This is a genomic window from Klebsiella terrigena (assembly GCF_006539725.1).
GTDB lineage: Bacteria > Pseudomonadota > Gammaproteobacteria > Enterobacterales > Enterobacteriaceae > Klebsiella > Klebsiella terrigena.
The window spans coordinates 191,308-207,845 of sequence record NZ_BJNO01000006.1 but is presented as its reverse complement, the minus strand read 5'-3'; the positions used below and the strand labels follow the sequence as shown (position 1 = coordinate 207,845).

Annotated in this window: 16 protein-coding genes; 3 read left to right on the top strand and 13 right to left on the bottom strand. The window is 60.4% G+C overall.

Translation table 11 applies throughout. From position 1 onward, the window contains the following. The 5 genes from nirB to nasR all read right to left on the bottom strand — a co-directional run. The coding region (gene nirB, locus RTE01_RS10340; protein ID WP_141334978.1) for a nitrite reductase large subunit NirB at positions 1-3,052 on the bottom strand (3,052 nt) is incomplete at its 3' end. 9 nt (positions 3,053-3,061) lie between these two features. After that, complete coding sequence (locus tag RTE01_RS10335; protein WP_041146090.1) at positions 3,062-3,850, bottom strand: ABC transporter ATP-binding protein; 789 nt, start codon at positions 3,848-3,850, stop codon at positions 3,062-3,064. A gap of 8 nt (positions 3,851-3,858) precedes the next feature. Further along, positions 3,859-4,752, bottom strand: coding sequence for a nitrate ABC transporter permease (gene ntrB, locus RTE01_RS10330; RefSeq protein WP_134526561.1), 894 nt, complete (start codon positions 4,750-4,752; stop codon positions 3,859-3,861). A 1-nt stretch (position 4,753) separates the two neighbouring features. Further along, positions 4,754-6,010 carry a CmpA/NrtA family ABC transporter substrate-binding protein gene (locus RTE01_RS10325; RefSeq protein ID WP_141334976.1) on the bottom strand — a complete coding sequence of 419 codons (1,257 nt, stop codon included), beginning with the start codon at positions 6,008-6,010 and terminating at the stop codon, positions 4,754-4,756. Positions 6,011-6,259: 249 nt separating this feature from the next. Continuing rightward, positions 6,260-7,456, bottom strand: coding sequence for a nitrate regulatory protein NasR (gene nasR / locus RTE01_RS10320; RefSeq protein ID WP_115192432.1), 1,197 nt, complete (start codon positions 7,454-7,456; stop codon positions 6,260-6,262). 68 nt (positions 7,457-7,524) lie between these two features. On the opposite strand from nasR, the gene RTE01_RS10315 reads away from it, so the two are divergent. Together RTE01_RS10315 and RTE01_RS10310 are read left to right on the top strand one after the other, a co-directional pair. Next, entirely contained in the window at positions 7,525-7,878 is a 354-nt protein-coding gene (locus RTE01_RS10315) for a DsrE/DsrF/TusD sulfur relay family protein (protein WP_134526564.1), read from the top strand. Between the two features lie 240 nt (positions 7,879-8,118). Then, entirely contained in the window at positions 8,119-8,361 is a 243-nt protein-coding gene (locus RTE01_RS10310; RefSeq protein WP_041146094.1) for a DUF1883 domain-containing protein, read from the top strand. Positions 8,362-8,430: 69 nt separating this feature from the next. On the opposite strand, the gene RTE01_RS10305 is transcribed toward RTE01_RS10310, so the two are convergent. Together RTE01_RS10305 and chaB are read right to left on the bottom strand one after the other, a co-directional pair. Then, positions 8,431-9,111 carry a gamma-glutamylcyclotransferase gene (locus RTE01_RS10305; RefSeq protein WP_041146095.1) on the bottom strand — a complete coding sequence of 227 codons (681 nt, stop codon included), beginning with the start codon at positions 9,109-9,111 and terminating at the stop codon, positions 8,431-8,433. 152 nt (positions 9,112-9,263) lie between these two features. Further along, positions 9,264-9,494: a putative cation transport regulator ChaB gene (chaB, locus tag RTE01_RS10300; protein ID WP_041146096.1), complete on the bottom strand. Its 231-nt coding sequence runs from the start codon at positions 9,492-9,494 to the stop codon at positions 9,264-9,266. A 265-nt stretch (positions 9,495-9,759) separates the two neighbouring features. Here chaB and chaA point away from each other — a divergent pair, with 265 nt between their 5' ends. After that, positions 9,760-10,860, top strand: coding sequence for a sodium-potassium/proton antiporter ChaA (gene chaA / locus RTE01_RS10295; protein WP_076947671.1), 1,101 nt, complete (start codon positions 9,760-9,762; stop codon positions 10,858-10,860). A gap of 96 nt (positions 10,861-10,956) precedes the next feature. Here the strand turns inward: chaA and kdsA are convergent, their stop codons facing one another. The 6 genes from kdsA to hemA all read right to left on the bottom strand — a co-directional run bounded on the left by kdsA (position 10,957) and on the right by hemA (position 16,347). Continuing rightward, the gene (gene kdsA / locus RTE01_RS10290; protein ID WP_041146098.1) at positions 10,957-11,811 is read right to left on the bottom strand and encodes a 3-deoxy-8-phosphooctulonate synthase; all 855 of its coding nucleotides are present in this window, start codon (positions 11,809-11,811) and stop codon (positions 10,957-10,959) included. Between the two features lie 95 nt (positions 11,812-11,906). Continuing rightward, entirely contained in the window at positions 11,907-12,719 is an 813-nt protein-coding gene (sirB1, locus tag RTE01_RS10285; protein WP_045858970.1) for an invasion regulator SirB1, read from the bottom strand. Between the two features lie 3 nt (positions 12,720-12,722). Next, positions 12,723-13,115, bottom strand: a complete 393-nt coding sequence (gene sirB2 / locus RTE01_RS10280; RefSeq protein WP_041146100.1) for an invasion regulator SirB2 — start codon at positions 13,113-13,115, stop codon at positions 12,723-12,725. Then, a complete protein-coding gene (gene prmC, locus RTE01_RS10275) occupies positions 13,112-13,966 on the bottom strand; it encodes a peptide chain release factor N(5)-glutamine methyltransferase (RefSeq protein ID WP_134528545.1) in 855 nt (284 codons plus the stop codon). The genes sirB2 and prmC overlap by 4 nt, the downstream gene beginning before the upstream one ends. Beyond that, a complete protein-coding gene (prfA, locus tag RTE01_RS10270) occupies positions 13,966-15,048 on the bottom strand; it encodes a peptide chain release factor 1 (protein WP_141334974.1) in 1,083 nt (360 codons plus the stop codon). Before prfA ends, prmC begins: the two co-directional genes overlap by 1 nt. Before the next feature lie 42 nt (positions 15,049-15,090). Then, on the bottom strand, positions 15,091-16,347 hold the full coding sequence (gene hemA, locus RTE01_RS10265) for a glutamyl-tRNA reductase (protein ID WP_041146103.1): 1,257 nt from the start codon (positions 16,345-16,347) through the stop codon (positions 15,091-15,093). Between the last annotated feature and the right edge of the window lie 191 nt (positions 16,348-16,538).

Below are 16,538 nucleotides of genomic sequence, written 5' to 3'. Positions count from 1 at the left end.
CGGCATCAGCCAGCTCGCGCCAGATAGCCGGCAGCTCTTCCAGACGGGCGCCAAAGAGGTCGATCCGCTGGCCGCCGGTAATTTTGCTGTACAGCTGGTAGCGTTTAGCAATCTGCCCGATAGCAATCAGGCCGTCCGGCGTCACCTCGCCGGCCGCCATGCGCGGAACCACCGAATAGGTGCCGTCCTTCTGAATGTTGGCGAAGTAGCGGTCGTTAGTATCCTGCAGCGGCAAATGCGCCGGCTTCAGCAGATATTCGTTCCAGCAGGAGGCCAGCACCGAGGCCACCAGCGGCTTACAAATTTCGCAGCCCTGCCCCTGGCCGTAGCGGGCAATCAGCTGTTCAAAGGTATGGATGTGGTTGACGCGCACGAGGTGATAAATCTCCTGCCGCGACCACGGGAAGTGCTCGCAGACGTCCTTTTTGACCTCGACGCCCTGGGCCGAAAGCTGATACTCCATGACCTGCTTGACCAGCGCGCTGCAGCCGCCGCAGCCGGTTGCGGCTTTGGTACAGCTTTTAATCGCCGCCATATCACCCGCGCCGCCGCTGACCGCCTGGCAAATATCGCCTTTACTGACGTTGTGGCAGGAGCAGATTTGCGCGCTGTCCGGCAGCGCCGCCACGCCGAGCGCCTTCGGCGCGCTGCCCTCAAGGGCTGGCAGAATCAGGCTTTCCGGGCGCGACGGCAGCGCCATGTCGTTGAGCATCATCTGCAGCAGGGTGGCGTAATCGCTGGCGTCGCCCACCAGCACGCCGCCAAGCAGCTTTTTGCCATCCTCGCTGACGACGATTTTTTTATAGATCTGCTCCGGTCCGTGGGTCCACTGATAGCTCTGGCTACCGGGCGTGCGGCCCTGAGCGTCGCCGAAGGAGGCGACGTCGATCCCCAGCAGCTTGAGCTTGGTGCTCATATCCGCCCCGCCGAAGCGCGCCTCTTCTCCGGCCAGATCCGCCGCCGCCGTTCTCGCCATCTGGTAGCCCGGCGCCACCAGGCCGTAAATTTTATTCTCCCACAGGGCGCACTCGCCAATGGCCAGCACGTCCGGGTCGGAGGTGCGGCAGCGATCGTCGATGCAGATACCGCCCCGCTCACCCACCGCCAGCCCGCTGCTGCGCGCCAGCGCGTCCTGCGGGCGGATACCGGCGGAGAACACCACCATATCGGTGCTGAGCGAGCCGCCGTCGACAAAGTTAAGCGCCAGCCCGTTGGCCTCGCGGACGATCTGCTGGGTCGCCTTGCTGGTATGCACTCCGACGCCAATATCGCTAATTTTTTCCCGCAGCATGGCCGCTCCCGGGCCGTCCAGCTGCACCGCCATCAGGTTCGGCGCAAACTCCACCACGTGAGTTTCCAGCCCCAGCTGCTTGAGCGCATTGGCGGCCTCCAGCCCCAGCAGGCCGCCGCCAATCACCACCCCGCGCTTCGCCCCGCTGGCGCAGGCGGCGATCCGGTCAAGATCGTCCAGCGTGCGGTAGACGAAGCAGCCGTCAAGATCGTGGCCCGGCATCGGCGGAACGAAGGGGTAAGAGCCGGTTGCCAGCACCAGCTTGTCCCAGTGGGTTTCATGGCCGTGAGCATCGCGAACCACCCGCGCCTCGCGGTCAATGGCGGCAACCGGCTCGCTGAGGCGCAGCTCAATCCCGTTGTCGGTAAAGAAGTCGCCCTCCACCAGCGACAGCGATTCCGCGCTGCGGCCGGCGAAATATTCCGACAGATGCACCCGGTCATAGGCGGCGTAGCGCTCTTCGCAGAACACCACGATACGATACTGTTGATGCAGGTTACGGCTGACGCATTGCTCAAGAAAGTGGTGGCCGACCATGCCGTGTCCGATCAGCACCAAAACAGGTTTTGTCATCGTGATTTGTCCTGCAGCGCGCGGCTGCGTTGAAGAAGGATCAAAAAGCCATTCCGGCGGCGCGCTGGTTCCCAGCTGTGCCGTCAGCGGCGCCGCGTTCGCGCAGTCGCCGAGCAATAAAACGCCGCGCAGCTTGCCGTCTCGCAGCAGCAGTCGGCGGTAGTGTTGGGCCAGCGGATCCCAGCTGGTCCACTGCTCATCCCGTTCACCGGCCAGCAGCTCTCCGGCGCTGAACAGCTCAATACCGGTCACCTTCAGGCGGGTCCCGCTGTCCTGCCAGCTAAAATCGGCCCCCGGCGTCGCGCATAGCCTTGCGGCCAGCACTTCGGCCTGGCGCAGACAGGGCGCCACCAGCCCCCAGGTGCGGCCATCAATTTCACAGCATTCGCCAATCGCGCTGACGCCCGGCAGCGCGGTCGCCATCTGGCGATCGACGACAATTCCCCGTCGGCACTCAAGGCCGCTGCGCTGCGCCAGCTCAATATTGGGACGTACGCCGGTTGCCAGCACCACGCGGCTGGCGGCGAAGGTTCTGCCATCCTCCAGCACCACGTCGCGCTCGCGAATGGCCGCGATACGGCAGGCCACCACGCAGCCAATTCCCCGCGCCTCCAGCTGGCTCTGCAGCTGCTGGCCGGCGAACGCATCGGTTTGCTGCTCCATCAGCCACTCGCCGCGGTGCAGTAAAGTGACCTCATCGCCGGAACGGCGCAGCGCGGCGGCCGCCTCGACGCCCAGCACGCCGCCGCCAATTACCACCGCCGGACCGCCGATCGCCAGAATGGCCTCGACGTCGGCAAACGTGCGAAAGGCGTAAACGTGCGGCAGCCCGGCGCCCGCCAGCGGCGGGATCGTCGCCTGCGAGCCGGTGGCGAAAATCAGCTCATCCCAGCGCAGCTCGCCCCGGGTGGTGCGCAGGGTTTGCGCCTGCACGTCGACGGCCTCAACCCTCTCCCCGGTCCGTACCGTCACGTCGTGCTGCTGATACCACTGCGCGGGCAGCAGCAGCGTCTGGGCCAGCGTTTTTTCGCCCCCCAGCACCGGCGACAGCTGGATGCGGTTATAGGCCTGGCAAGGCTCATCCCCGATAATCGTGATGTGAAACGCGCCGTCCGCCCGCGCCGCCAGCGTTTGGGCTAATCGGGTGGCCGCCATCCCGTTGCCGATAATCACCAGTTGCCGCTTCATCGCCGCCCCCTACGCCGCTTTCGGCTGTTTTTCGTAGAGGAAATGCAGGATCTGCTGGCGCAGGTGGTGATAGCGGCTATCGTCCGCCAGCTGCACGCGATTGCGCGGCCTGGGCAGATTGATATCGAGGATTTCACCAACCGTCGCCGCCGGACCGTTGGTCATCATCATCACCCGGTCCGACAGCAGCACCGCCTCATCAACGTCGTGGGTAATCATTACGATGGTGGTGTTCAGTGCCTGCTGAATTTGCATGACCGCGTCCTGCAGATGGGCGCGGGTCAGGGCGTCGAGCGCGCCGAAGGGTTCATCCAGCAGCAGCACCTTTGGCTTCATCGCCAGCGCCCTGGCGATCCCCACGCGCTGCTTCATTCCCCCGGAGATTTCCCCCGGGCGCTTGTGCAGCGCATGGCCCATCTGCACCCGGTCGAGGTTGTGCTCAATCCACTCCCGGCGCTCGGCCTTGCTCATGGTGCGGCGAAAGACCCGATCCACCGCCAGCGCGACGTTGTCAAAGCAGGTCAGCCACGGCAGCAGGGAGTGGTTTTGAAACACCACCGCCCGCTCCGGCCCCGGCCCGGCGATTTCGCGGTTATCGCACAGCAGGCCTCCTTCCGTCGGCAGCGTAATCCCGGCAATCAGATTCAGCAGCGTCGATTTGCCGCAGCCGGAGTGACCGATCAGGCTGACGGTTTCCCCTTCGTAGATATCGAAGGAGACGTTTTGCAGAGCCAAAAACTCGCCGCTGGCGGTATTGAAACGCTGGCTGACGGCCTGTACCTGAATTAATGGTTTCATAGCGACTCCTATTTTTCCTGCCAGCTGAAGCGGCGGGCGATAAGCATGAGGCCCTGCTCAAGCAGCAGGCCGACGACGCCGATAATGACGATGGCGATAATGATGTTTTCCACGTTGAGGTTGTTCCATTCGTTCCAGATCCAGAACCCAATCCCCAGACCGCCGGTGAGCATTTCAGCGGCGACAATCACCAGCCAGGCGATGCCTATCGACAGGCGCACCCCGGTCAGCACGGCGGGCAGCACCGCCGGGAAGAGAATGCGGCGCATCACCGTCCATTCGGAAAGCTGCAAAACGCGCGCCACGTTCAGGTAGTCCTGCGGGATACGCCGGACGCCTTCGGCGGTGTTGATCACCATCGGCCAGATGGAGCAGATAAAGATGGTCCAGCTCGACGCGGGCTCCGCTTTCTGGAACAGCAGCAGACCGATTGGCAGCCAGGCCAGCGGGCTGACCGGACGCAGCAGCGCGATCAGCGGATTAAACATGCGGGCGAAGAACAGCGAACGACCAATCAGGAAGCCCAGCGGAATGCCGACCAGCGCCGCGAGGCCGAAGCCCACCGCCACGCGCTGCAGCGAGGCCAGCACGTTCCAGCCGATACCCATGTCGTTAGGGCCGTCCTGATAAAACGGGTCGGCAAACAGCGTCAGCGCCGAATCAAGCGTGCTGAGCGGCGTCGGGAAGCCTTTGCCGTTAATCGCCGCCATCTGCCAGCAGAACAGGAGCAGCCCCAGCCCCAGCAGCGGCGGCAGCACCCGCTGGATGCCTTCGCGCAGCCAGCGCGTGACGGCGGGCGTTGGCCGCCGGACCTGCACCGGCGGCAGGATAATGACTTCGCCCGGCGCTTTTTCAGCGCTGGCGACTGCGGGTTGGATACTATTTTTTTGCGCGTGTTTCATCTCATGCCCCCATACGTTGAATCGCAAAGCCGCGGGCGTAGCCTTCAGGATCGGCCCCCGTCCAGACCGTTCCGTCCATCAATGTGCTGCTGCGCATCACCTGACCCGGCGCGCTGATGCCGCCAACGGCCTGCGCCGCCTCTTTCCATACGTCAATTCGGTTAATACGCTGCGCCACCGCCTGATAGTCCGGCGCCGCTTTCAGCAGCCCCCAGCGTCGGAACTGGGTCATGAACCACATGCCATCCGACAGCCACGGGAAGCTGACTTCGCCGCGATCGTAGAAACGAATCGGGTGCGCGTCCTGCCAGCTGCGCCCCAGTCCGTTGTTGTATTCACCCAGCATCCGTCCGGTGAGGTACTGCTCTTTGGTATTCAGCCACGCGCGTTTCGCCAGAATGCGCGCCGTCTCGCGGGTGTTCTCTGGCGAAGCCTCTATCCAGCGCGAGGCCTCCATCACCGCCGCAACCAGCGCCCGGGCGGTATTCGGATTACGCTCCACCCACTCGCTGCGGGTGCCGAGAATTTTTTCCGGATGATCCGGCCAGATCTCCTGAGAGGTGGCGGCGGTAAAACCGATGCGATCGTTGATGGCCCGCGCGTTCCACGGCTCGCCGACGCAGAAGCCCACCATGTTGCCGATCCGCATGTTCATCACCATCTGCGGCGGCGGCACGACGACGGTGCGCACATCGTCAAACGGATTGATGCCGCCGCTGGCGAGCCAGTAATAGAGCCACATCGCGTGGGTGCCTGTAGGAAAGGTATGGGCAAAGGTGTAGCTACCCGGCGCGCTCTGGCCAATCAGCCGCTTCAGGCCGGGAAGATCGGTCGCGCCTTTGTCCTGCAGGTCGCGTGACAGGGTGATGGCCTGCCCGTTGCGGTTGAGGGTCATCAGGTTGGCCATGGACTGCGGTTTGCTGGCAATACCCAGCTCAAGGCCGTACAGCAGGCCGTAGAGGATATGCGCCGCATCCAGCTCGCCGGAGATCAGCTTGTCGCGCACCGCCGCCCAGCTGGCCTCTTTGGTCGGCACAAGGGTAATGCCATATTTTTTATCAAAGCCTTTCAGCGACGCGATCGCCAAAGGCGCACAGTCGGTTAGCGGAATAAAGCCCACCCGCACGGTGGTTTGCTCCGGCTTATCGGAGCCTGCCGCCCACGCTGACTGCATCAGCCCAGGCAGCAGCATCGCGCCGCCAAGCGCGGCCCCTGCCTGTAGAAAACGCCGCCGTGTCATAGAAATCTTATCGCCCATACCCGCTCCAGAACGCGCAAAAAAAAAGCGCCCGACAGTGCTTACGCACTGCAGGACGCCTTTATCCATGGACCCGCATGCCGCCGTTGGCCTGCTGCCCAAAAATGGTGAACTAACTCGATTTAGCTAATGCAAACGGGATGCCAGTTTTCCCTATGGCCGCTTTTGGCGCGTTTCCTCCCTGCAAAAGCGGCTGTCGGGGCAAAAGTTGCACCGTCGACAGGCACAAAATGCCCGCCCATTGTGCACCTACTCCTTTGGGGTTAGCGGCCATAATGACTTGACCATCAGCAGCGCGCGGGCGATTTCCACCATCCGCTGATTCTTATCCATCGCCATCTTGCGCAGCGCCTGCCAGGCCTGCTCTTCATTCATTCCCTGATGGGACATCAGGACGCTTTTGGCCTTCTCAATGACCTTGCGCTCTTCGAGACTATCTTTTAGCGACGCCAGCTGGCCGGAGAGCTGCTGCAGCTCATACGCCTGCTGGCGAACCAGCGGCAGCAGCTGCCTGTCCAGCCGTCGCGCAACGTCATCGCCGCCATCCTCTTCCGGCCAGCGGTCGGGCGGCATCTCCGGCCCGCTCCCCTGCAGCAGCCGATCGGCGGCATCGAGCAGATCGCTAATCAGCCGCTCTTCCAGACCGCGCATCAGCTCCAGACGCTGCGTCTGGGCGCAGAACCAGCGCAGCGCCGTCTCGCCGTTGTCCTCCGAGGGCTGACGGGTACAGGCGATACGCCGAAGCTGCTCTATTTCGATGCTGGCCTGGCACTGCGCATTAAACAGCGCAGTCTGCGCCGCGTCGGCCAGGGCCAGAAAGCTGTCAAAGCACGGCTGCTGTCCGTCGATACGGTCCACCAGCAGCTGGCGCAGCTCGTCGCTGAACTGACCGCGGGTAAAGCCCAGCGCCCCCAGCGCGCGCTCCTGACCCACCAGCTCCTTGCCCTGCATAAAGCTGTAGAGCGCCACCATCCCTCCGGCTATCTGCGGATCGTCGATGCTGTCATTGAGCTGCGGGACGATATTCAGCAGATGCCGGATAATGCGGCTGAACTGGCCGGTTGCCTCTTCGGCGGCAATAGTGCGCAGGCGCACGGCCTCGCGCAGGGCGGGAAGCTGCCCGAGGTACCATACCGCGCTGGCGATGCGCCAGCACAGGGCGCTGCTGGCGCTGGCGCGCGCCGGCTCCAGCGCCTGGCGAAAGACGACCAGCTGCTCATTTACCAGCGCCCCGCCGGCGCGACACTCCGCGGCGTAGAGCCGGCCGCCGGAACATAGCCAGATATTGGAGGCTCCGCGCTCGCACTGCAGCATATGCACCAGGGCGCTTATCTGATTGGCCAGCGCGCCCTGCTGCGCCAGCTGCCGCAGCTGCCGCCTCTGGAGCTGGCGCGCATGTTGGAACCAGTCGTTTGCTTCAGGCACGGTGCCGGCCGTATTATTCATGCTCTCTCCAGGGTTAACGCTTTATACTTCAGCCAAGCAATAACCGTGCCTTATACAAAGGAGTCCTTATGCAAAGTATTGTGCTTATCGCCAACGGCGCTGCCTACGGTAGCGAATCCCTGTTCAACAGCCTGCGCCTGGCGATTGCCCTGCGCGAACAGCAGTCCGAACTGGCGCTGAAGGTGTTTTTAATGTCCGACGCGGTTACCGCCGGGCTGCGCGGTCAAAAACCGGCAGAAGGCTATAACATTCAGCAGATGCTGGAGATCCTCACCGCGCAGAACGTGCCGGTGAAGCTGTGCAAAACCTGCACCGACGGCCGGGGGATAACCTCCCTGCCGCTGATCGATGGCGTTGAGATCGGCACGCTGGTTGAGCTGGCGCAGTGGACGCTGGCGGCGGATAAAGTCCTGACCTTCTGAGTTAACCCTCTTTAGCAGGATTAAATGTCAGGCTGGCATCGTTTATTGCGTTAAAAGATATGCCAGCTGAATGCTTTCAGGAACAACATCATTTTTGTTTAATCTTTATCCTTTTTTTTGATCAAAATCATCATCCGTACCTTCCCCATTTGGTGTTATGCCATGAGCAAAGTGTGAACAATATCACGCGCAGGATTGAACGGGCAGGATGCCGTGGGCTGACAAATACGGGGTAGGAAAATGGCAATGGTAAAAGCAAGTTTGACGTTGTTTGGCGGTGATACGCTGGTGGTTCGTTGTTCAGAGCCCTGCCATATTCATCTGATGAGCGCGAAGGTTCCAGGCGACAGCCACGCGGATGTGCTGAGCGTGCAGGATCGGGACAGCGCGTATATGACCGTGCCCTACAGCGGCACCTGGAACGTGCTTATCGACAGCCACAGCCAGTCGCTGGAGCACTCAATCAGCTACGTTCCCGCCTGAGGCATGCGCCTGGCGCGTTGTGACTGCAGCATCAAACGTCTCTTCATGCCCGGGTCTCCCGGGCATTTCTCAGGCCAGCCCCGGCTGACCGCTATCGCCCAGCAGATTTCGCACCTTGCCGACCAGATCGTCGAGGCAATCATCGTGCATGCCGAGCTTGCGCAGCTCCTGCTCGAGCGAGAAAAGGTACTGGGCGTTAGTGCCAAGCGGGCCGCTGGCTTTGGCGATCAGCGGCGCGATCACCTGGGCGCTGGTATCGGCTTCGAACAGCGGATGACGCGGATCCATAATGAAGACCAGCGCGTTGACCGTCCGCCCGTCGTCGAGCTCCAGCTTGCACCAGGTCGGCAGATAGCAGCCGGTGATCATCTCCCGCTTCCACAGCAGGGTGAGCTCTTCTTCCAGCGTGCAGTCCGGCAGGCGATAGGCGACGCCGGTGGTGCGCCCGCCCTCCTTCAGCGCCAGCATGCGCCCCGGCTGATGCGCGCTTCCGCGCCCGGCGGTGAGCCGCAGGCAAAAGGCGCGGTGCCAGCCCGGCAGCGTACCGGTACAGGACTCACGATACTCGAGGGCCGGGTTCCACATCAGCGAACCGTAGCCAAAAATCCATACCGATCCCGCGTCCGGACGACAGGCTAAAGTGGCCGCCAGCGAGGCTGCCCGTTGCTCTGCCGACCAGAGTAGCGATTCCTCAATAGCGCCAAACGCCGTTTTACAATCCGCATTGATTAAGAAATCACGTGTTAACACTGTCTACTACCTCCGCCACTGCCCGCTTCCCGGCGTTTATCTGATGCCATCCTTGTGAAACATTCTTATGAAACATTGCTGAATTATTATCCAGCTTTATTTGGCAATTAGCAATTAACGCCGCTCAGGCGCCGCGCGGGTAGCAGGATCGGCTATGACTTCCTGTGCCAGCGGTCATCGTCTCCCTTTTGATAGTCATGTTTTACCGCCGCCCAGGCCACTTTATGCGCCGTCTCTTCGCGGCTGGCGTCGCCCCGACGGTCCTCGCTATGCTTGTACTGGTCCCAGGCGCTGTTAAAGGCTTCTTTATAAATCTCCTGAGCATGTTCAGGCAGGACGTGGCGGACGCTGTCGGGTAGGTCTTTTTTACTGTGATAAGGCATAGTGTTCTCCAGAAAGGGGGTGTAATTTAAGTCTGGAACGCGATATTGCCCTACGCAAGGCGGGAGGGAGTGAGAAGTCGAATTTAGTAATTATCTGAATAGTAAATATAAAAGCGCAATAACAGCAGGTTATAGCAATCTAACAGCATTAGTGGTTGATAGCGGTAAATTTAAGTAAAAAAACCAATCAATTTCCGTAATGTCTGGTATTTTATCAACTTACAGTATCTATAATTATAACACCTGCACAATATGGAGATGGTTCATGACCCATGCACATGAGGCGGTAAAAACCCGCCACAAGGAGACGTCCCTCGTATTTCCGCTGCTGGCACTGGCGGTGCTTTTCTTCTTCGGAAGTAGCCAGTCACTGCCAGTGGTTATTGCGATTAATATTCTGGCGTTAGTCGGCATTCTCAGCAGCGCATTCAGCGTAGTACGCCACGCGGACGTGCTGGCCCACCGCCTGGGGGAGCCCTACGGTTCGCTCATTCTAAGCCTGTCGGTCGTTATTCTTGAAGTAAGCCTGATTTCCGCGCTGATGGCCACCGGCGACGCGGCGCCGACGCTGATGCGCGATACTCTGTACTCGATAATCATGATCGTTACCGGCGGCCTGGTCGGCTTCTCGCTGCTGCTGGGCGGGCGTAAGTTCGCCACCCAGTACATGAATCTGTTCGGTATCAAGCAGTATTTAATCGCCCTCTTCCCGTTGGCGATTATCGTGCTGGTGTTTCCCATGGCCCTGCCTGGCGCCAATTTCTCCACCGGTCAGGCGCTGCTGGTGGCGCTTATTTCGGCGGCCATGTACGGCGTTTTCCTGTTGATTCAGACCAAAACGCACCAGAGCCTGTTTATTTATGAGCATGAAGATGACGGCGACGACGATGACCCGCATCACGGCAAGCCGTCGGCGCACAGCAGCGGCTGGCACACCGCGTGGCTGCTCATTCACCTGATTGCGGTGATTGCGGTGACCAAGATGAACGCCAACCCGCTGGAGACGCTGCTGACCAGCATGAACGCGCCGGTGGCCTTTACCGGTTTCCTGGTGGCGCTGCTGATCCTCTCCCCGGAAGGCCTGGGTGCCCTGAAGGCGGTGTTAAACAATCAGGTACAGCGCGCGATGAATCTGTTCTTCGGTTCGGTGCTGGCAACCATCTCTCTGACCGTACCGGTCGTGACCCTGATTGCCTTTTTAACCGGCAATGAGCTGCACTTTGGCCTCGGGTCGCCGGAGATGATCGTCATGGTTTCATCCCTGCTGCTGTGCCAGATCTCGTTCTCGACCGGACGCACCAACGTGCTCAACGGCGCGGCGCACCTGGCGCTATTCGCCGCCTATCTGATGACCATTTTTGCCTGATTCACCTCCCCCGGCCGCGCGACGCGGCACGGGGGAGGATGCATAAAAAAGCCTGCCGGTTTTGCAACCGGCAGGCTTTTGTCATATCAGGGGCCGCTACTTGCTGGTGTCCAGCTCGTCAAAGCCTTTAACCAGATCGTCGATAGCTTTCATTTGCTTGAGGAACGGCTCCAGCTTATCCAGCGGCAGCGCGGACGGGCCGTCGCATTTCGCATGTTCAGGGTCCGGGTGCGCTTCAATGAACAGACCGGCGATACCGACCGCCATACCGGCACGCGCCAGTTCAGCTACCTGCGCACGACGACCGCCGGAAGCGGCGCCAAACGGGTCGCGGCACTGCAGAGCGTGGGTGACGTCAAAGATAACCGGCGAGTTGTTGGAGGCTTTTTTCATCACCCCAAAGCCCAGCATATCAACAACCAGGTTGTCGTAGCCGAAGTTAGCGCCGCGGTCGCACAGAATAACCTTGTCGTTGCCGCCTTCAATAAACTTGTCGACGATGTTACCCATCTGGCCCGGGCTGACGAACTGCGGTTTCTTAACGTTGATCACCGCGCCGGTTTTCGCCATGGCTTCAACCAGGTCGGTCTGGCGGGCGAGGAACGCCGGCAGCTGAATCACATCAACCACGTCGGCCACGGCCTGCGCCTGGCTGGCTTCATGAACGTCAGTGATGATTTTCACGCCGAAAGCCTGCTTCAGCTCCTGGAAAATCTTCATCCCTTCTTCCAGACCCGGCCCGCGATAGGAGTGGATGGAAGAACGGTTGGCTTTATCAAAAGAGGCTTTGAACACATAAGGAATGCCCAGCTTCTGCGTCACCGTCACGTAGTGTTCGCAGATACGCATCGCGAGATCGCGGGATTCCAGCACGTTCATCCCGCCAAACAGGACGAAAGGCAGGTCGTTTGCTACGTTGATATCACCAATGCTAACCACTTTTTGTTTCATAAGATCGCCTTATCAGGGTGTAACCGGAATCATTCCAGATAAATACGCGTCATACCTTAAAATCGCCTCAGCGCAGCGTATTTCGCGTATATCGACTAATGCAATGTAATTTGTTTGTGCGAAATCGTGTTGATTTGCGCGCGGATCATTTCGCTGATCGGGTCTTCAGGACACTGTTCGACGAAATAGTTCAGATCCAGCAGCGCAACGTGGTCGCACTCGAGCTGGGCGTAGATCAGCCCGCGGTCGCGAATTTCGTACGGATCCTCCGGATTGAACTGCAGCAGCGCTTCGCTGGCGCGCAGGGCCAGCTCCATCTGCCGCTCTTCCATCAGCGCCGATTTTAAGGTGTCGAGCAGCTTGTGGATCACTTCCGCGTTATCCGCTTCATCAAGATCCTCATTGAACAGCTCGGCCACCGGGCTAATATTGCCCTTCAGCCACACTTCCAGCGTGTGCTCATTGAGCGTTTCCCCGTTGAACGGGTTAATCAGCCACATCTCTTCGCTGGTTTCAGGGTCAGCGCGCAGCAGCATCTGCGTTGGGAAAATCACCGGCACCACCGGCAGAGACATGCGCTGGGCAATCCACAGCACAATCGCCCCCAGCGACGCGGCGCTCCCCTGACGGTTAATCAATACTTTATCGATCCACAGGGCATCGGAAAGCCGGTAGACGCCGTGGGAGTCTCTGAAGCCCCATTCATGATAGAAAAGCTCCAGCAGCCGCTCCAGCTGACGTTCCTGATCCCACGAGGTCGCGATCTCTTCCTGCGCCAGGCTCAGCAGCCGCTCCAGTTCGTCCTGCACGTAACCCGTTGGAAAGTCGTCGCGGATCAATTCAGAAATGAGGACCATTCCATCGCACAGTGGCGCTTTATTAAATTCGAAATCAGCTAGTGACCTCATGACTTACCCCAGTAACGGTGTTCTTGTGATGGCGAGTTGTATGATGATGAACAACACCACCAAAGCCAGCAGGAAGGCGATAAACCTGCTCTGCTGGCTGCGCGGACGTCGACGGCCCAGCGCGATAAAACCCAATGCGATGTAAATAATAACGCCAAATAGCTTCTCAGTCAGCCATGTGCCGTCTTCAGTAAACGGCAGATAGTGCGTTATTGCCATTAATCCGGCGCCGCTGAGAAAGAGTATCGTGTCGCTGCAGTGCGGCGCGATGCGTACCCAGCGGCGGTTAAGCCACGGGCTGTCGCTGTAGCTCCACCAGTAGCGTAACGCGAACAGGCTGACCGACACGACCACCGCCGCAATATGCAGATACAGCACTGCGCTAAATAGATTCATACGCCAACCTTCTTATCCATAGCCGGAAAACGCCCTAACGTCAGGCGGTCGTTATCGCCGTAATCGCGGCAGGTCGCCACGTCGAGATATCCCGCATCGTGGAACAGGCCGCGCACCGCCGCGCCCTGCTTCCAGCCGTGCTCCAGCAGCATTAAGCCGTCAGGGGTCAGGAAGCGACGTCCTTCGCGAATGATGTGCGCCAGATCGGCAAGACCGCTATCGGCGGCAACTAGCGCCGTTTTTGGCTCGAAGCGAACGTCGCCCTGCGCAAGATGCGGGTCGGTTTCGTCGATATAGGGCGGGTTGCTGACGATGATTTCAAACTGCTGGCCCGCCAGCGCGCTAAACCAGTTGCTCTGCAGCACCGTCACGTTGGTGAGAGCGAGCTGAGCCACGTTGCGCGCGGCTAACGCGACGGCGTCGGGCATAAAATCGCCCGCCGTCACCCGACAGTCAGGACGCTCGCTGGCCAGCGCCAGCGCAATCGCGCCGGTGCCGGTGCCTAAATCGAGGATCCGACACGGCGTCGCCGGCAGCCGCGCCAGCGCCTGCTCGACGAGACACTCGGTGTCCGGGCGCGGGATCAGGGTTGCCGGTGACACCAGCAGCGGCAGCGACCAGAATTCGCGCTGACCGACCAGATGCGCGATCGGCTCGCCGCGCTGGCGGCGGCTCAGCAGCGCCTCCAGCTCGGCCAGCTGGCCGTCGGTCAGCACCGTTTCGCCAAAGGCGAGGAGGTAAGTCCGCGCCCTGCCGGTCACGTGTCCCAGCAGGATCTCCGCGTCGCGGCGCGGGCTTTCGCTGTCGCTCAGTCGGGCAATCGCCTGCGCCAGCCACTGTTGAAAAATCATCATTCCTGCTCGGAAAGCGCTGCCAGCTGATCGGCCTGGTACTCCTGGACAATCGGCTCAATGAGCATATCCAGCTTACCTTCCATCGTTTCATCCAGGCGGTAGAGCGTCAGGTTGATGCGGTGGTCGGTCACGCGGCCCTGCGGGAAGTTATAGGTACGGTTACGATCGCTACGATCGCCGCTGCCCAGCAGGTTACGTCGGGTCGACGCTTCCGCCTGCTGACGTTTGGCCATTTCGGCGGCGCGAATGCGCGAGCCCAGCACCGACAGCGCCTTGGCCTTGTTCTTGTGCTGAGAGCGTTCGTCCTGACACTCCACGACGATACCGGTCGGCAAGTGGGTAATACGAATAGCGGAATCGGTGGTGTTAACGTGCTGCCCGCCCGCCCCAGAGGAGCGGAAGGTGTCGATACGCAGGTCGGACGGGTTGATGTCCGGCATTTCGGCTTCCGGCAGCTCCGGCATCACCGCGACGGTACAGGCGGAGGTGTGGATACGCCCCTGCGATTCGGTCGCCGGTACGCGCTGCACGCGGTGGCCGCCGGACTCGAACTTCAGCCGGCCGTAGACGCCGTCGCCGCTGATTTTGGCAATCACTTCTTTATAGCCGCCGTGCTCGCCTTCGTTGGCGCTGAGGATCTCAACGCGCCAGCGGCGGGCTTCCGCGTAGCGGCTGTACATGCGGAACAGATCTCCGGCAAACAGCGCCGCTTCGTCTCCGCCGGTACCGGCGCGGACTTCGACAAAGGCGTTACGCTCGTCGTCGGGATCTTTCGGCAGCAGCAGAACCTGCAGCTGCTGCTCCATCTCTTCGCTCTTATCTTTCGCGTCGCGCAGCTCTTCCTGCGCCATTTCGCGCATCTCCGGATCGTCGAGCATCATCTGCGCGGTTTCAATATCATCCTGCACCTGACGCCATTCGGTATAACAGCGTGCAACGTCGCTCAGCTGCGCGTACTCGCGCGACAGCGCGCGGAATCGATCCTGATCGGCGATGGTCGCAGCATCCCCCAGCAGCGCCTGAACTTCCTCATGGCGTTCGTACAGAGCTTCCAGTTTGGCAACAATAGAAGGCTTCATAGGTGTGAATTAACCCTGTCCTGAAAAAAGAGAGAAATGGCGCTATTCCAGCCCGAGGCTGTTGCGCAGAATATGCAGGCGTTCATCGTCCCCGTCACGGGCAGCCTGCTGAAGAGATTTGGTTGGCGCGTGGATCAGGCGGTTGGTCAGCTTACGCGCCAGGTCCTGCATGATTTCCTGGGCATCACCGCCCTGCTCCAGCGCCGCCAGCGCTTTCAGCGTCAGCTCCTCGCGGACCTGTTCGGACTGGGAGCGATATTCGCGGATAGTCTCGCTGGCGCTCTGGGCGCGCAGCCAGGCCATAAATTCGCTGGTTTCCTGCTCGACGATCGATTCCGCCTGTACCGCAGCGGCTTTACGCTGCGCCAGGTTGTGCTGAATGATGTTTTGCAGGTCGTCCACGCTGTAGAGATAGGCGTTCGCCAGCTTGCCCACTTCCGGCTCGACGTCGCGGGGCACCGCGATATCGACCAGCAGCATCGGCTGATTGCGGCGCGCCTTCAGCGCCCGCTCCACCATCCCTTTGCCAATAATCGGCAGCGGGCTGGCGGTGGAAGTAATAATGATATCGGCCTCTTTCAGCCGCTCATCGATGTCGCTCAGGGCGATAACCTCAGCGCCGACCTCATCCGCCAGCGCCTGGGCGCGTTCGCGGGTGCGGTTGGCTATGACCATTTTGCGCACGTGGTGCTCGCGCAGATGGCGGGCCACCAGCTCGATGGTTTCCCCGGCGCCGACCAGCAGCACGGTCACGCTGGAGAGCGATTCGAAGATTTGTCGCGCCAGCGTACAGGCGGCGAACGCGACGGAGACCGCGCTGGCGCCAATGTCCGTTTCGGTGCGCACGCGCTTAGCCACGGAGAACGACTTCTGGAACATACGCTCCAGCTCGCTGACGTTGAGATGTCCGCGGCTGGAGTCCGCAAAGGCTTTTTTAACCTGGCCGAGGATCTGCGGTTCGCCGAGCACCAGCGAATCCAGGCCGCTGGCGACGCGCATCAGATGGCTGACCGCATCGTTATCCTGGTGCCAGTAGAGGCTGTTGCGCAGATCGTCTTCATTAAGATGGTGGTAATCACACAGCCAGCGGATGAGCACTTCCTGCAGATTATCCTGCTCCTCAACGCTGAGATAGAGCTCCGTGCGGTTACAGGTCGACAGCACCACACCTCCCTGCACCATTGGCTGAGCCAGCAAGCTCTCCAGCGCCTCATCGAGCGTGTCCGGCGAAAACGTTACGCGTTCTCGCAGCGCTACCGGAGCTGTTTTGTGATTAATGCCAAGAGCTAAAAGGGTCATTGTGAGGGAGTAGTACCAGCGTTGCTAAGGTTAGTCTGAGCGCATCATACAGGATGCGCGGAATCAATAAAAGAGACGCTCCCCTTTTGGAGTAATAGCCAATGCGTAACAGCCACTAACGGTAATTTTTTGATTTCAGACAATTTGAACGTAGACGCTACCGCCGGGCAACGCTAGCATTAAGAGTTATT

What these genes read in the sequence shown, in the direction of transcription:
- RTE01_RS10335 (WP_041146090.1), bottom strand. Translation starts at nt 3,850, where the DNA reads ATGAAACCATTAATTCAGGTACAGGCCGTCAGCCAGCGTTTCAATACC.
- ntrB (WP_134526561.1), bottom strand. Translation starts at nt 4,752, where the DNA reads ATGAAACACGCGCAAAAAAATAGTATCCAACCCGCAGTCGCCAGCGCT.
- RTE01_RS10325 (WP_141334976.1), bottom strand. Translation starts at nt 6,010, where the DNA reads ATGGGCGATAAGATTTCTATGACACGGCGGCGTTTTCTACAGGCAGGG.
- nasR (WP_115192432.1), bottom strand. Translation starts at nt 7,456, where the DNA reads ATGAATAATACGGCCGGCACCGTGCCTGAAGCAAACGACTGGTTCCAA.
- RTE01_RS10315 (WP_134526564.1), top strand. Translation starts at nt 7,525, where the DNA reads ATGCAAAGTATTGTGCTTATCGCCAACGGCGCTGCCTACGGTAGCGAA.
- RTE01_RS10310 (WP_041146094.1), top strand. Translation starts at nt 8,119, where the DNA reads ATGGCAATGGTAAAAGCAAGTTTGACGTTGTTTGGCGGTGATACGCTG.
- chaB (WP_041146096.1), bottom strand. Translation starts at nt 9,494, where the DNA reads ATGCCTTATCACAGTAAAAAAGACCTACCCGACAGCGTCCGCCACGTC.
- chaA (WP_076947671.1), top strand. Translation starts at nt 9,760, where the DNA reads ATGACCCATGCACATGAGGCGGTAAAAACCCGCCACAAGGAGACGTCC.
- kdsA (WP_041146098.1), bottom strand. Translation starts at nt 11,811, where the DNA reads ATGAAACAAAAAGTGGTTAGCATTGGTGATATCAACGTAGCAAACGAC.
- sirB1 (WP_045858970.1), bottom strand. Translation starts at nt 12,719, where the DNA reads ATGAGGTCACTAGCTGATTTCGAATTTAATAAAGCGCCACTGTGCGAT.
- sirB2 (WP_041146100.1), bottom strand. Translation starts at nt 13,115, where the DNA reads ATGAATCTATTTAGCGCAGTGCTGTATCTGCATATTGCGGCGGTGGTC.
- prmC (WP_134528545.1), bottom strand. Translation starts at nt 13,966, where the DNA reads ATGATTTTTCAACAGTGGCTGGCGCAGGCGATTGCCCGACTGAGCGAC.
- prfA (WP_141334974.1), bottom strand. Translation starts at nt 15,048, where the DNA reads ATGAAGCCTTCTATTGTTGCCAAACTGGAAGCTCTGTACGAACGCCAT.
- hemA (WP_041146103.1), bottom strand. Translation starts at nt 16,347, where the DNA reads ATGACCCTTTTAGCTCTTGGCATTAATCACAAAACAGCTCCGGTAGCG.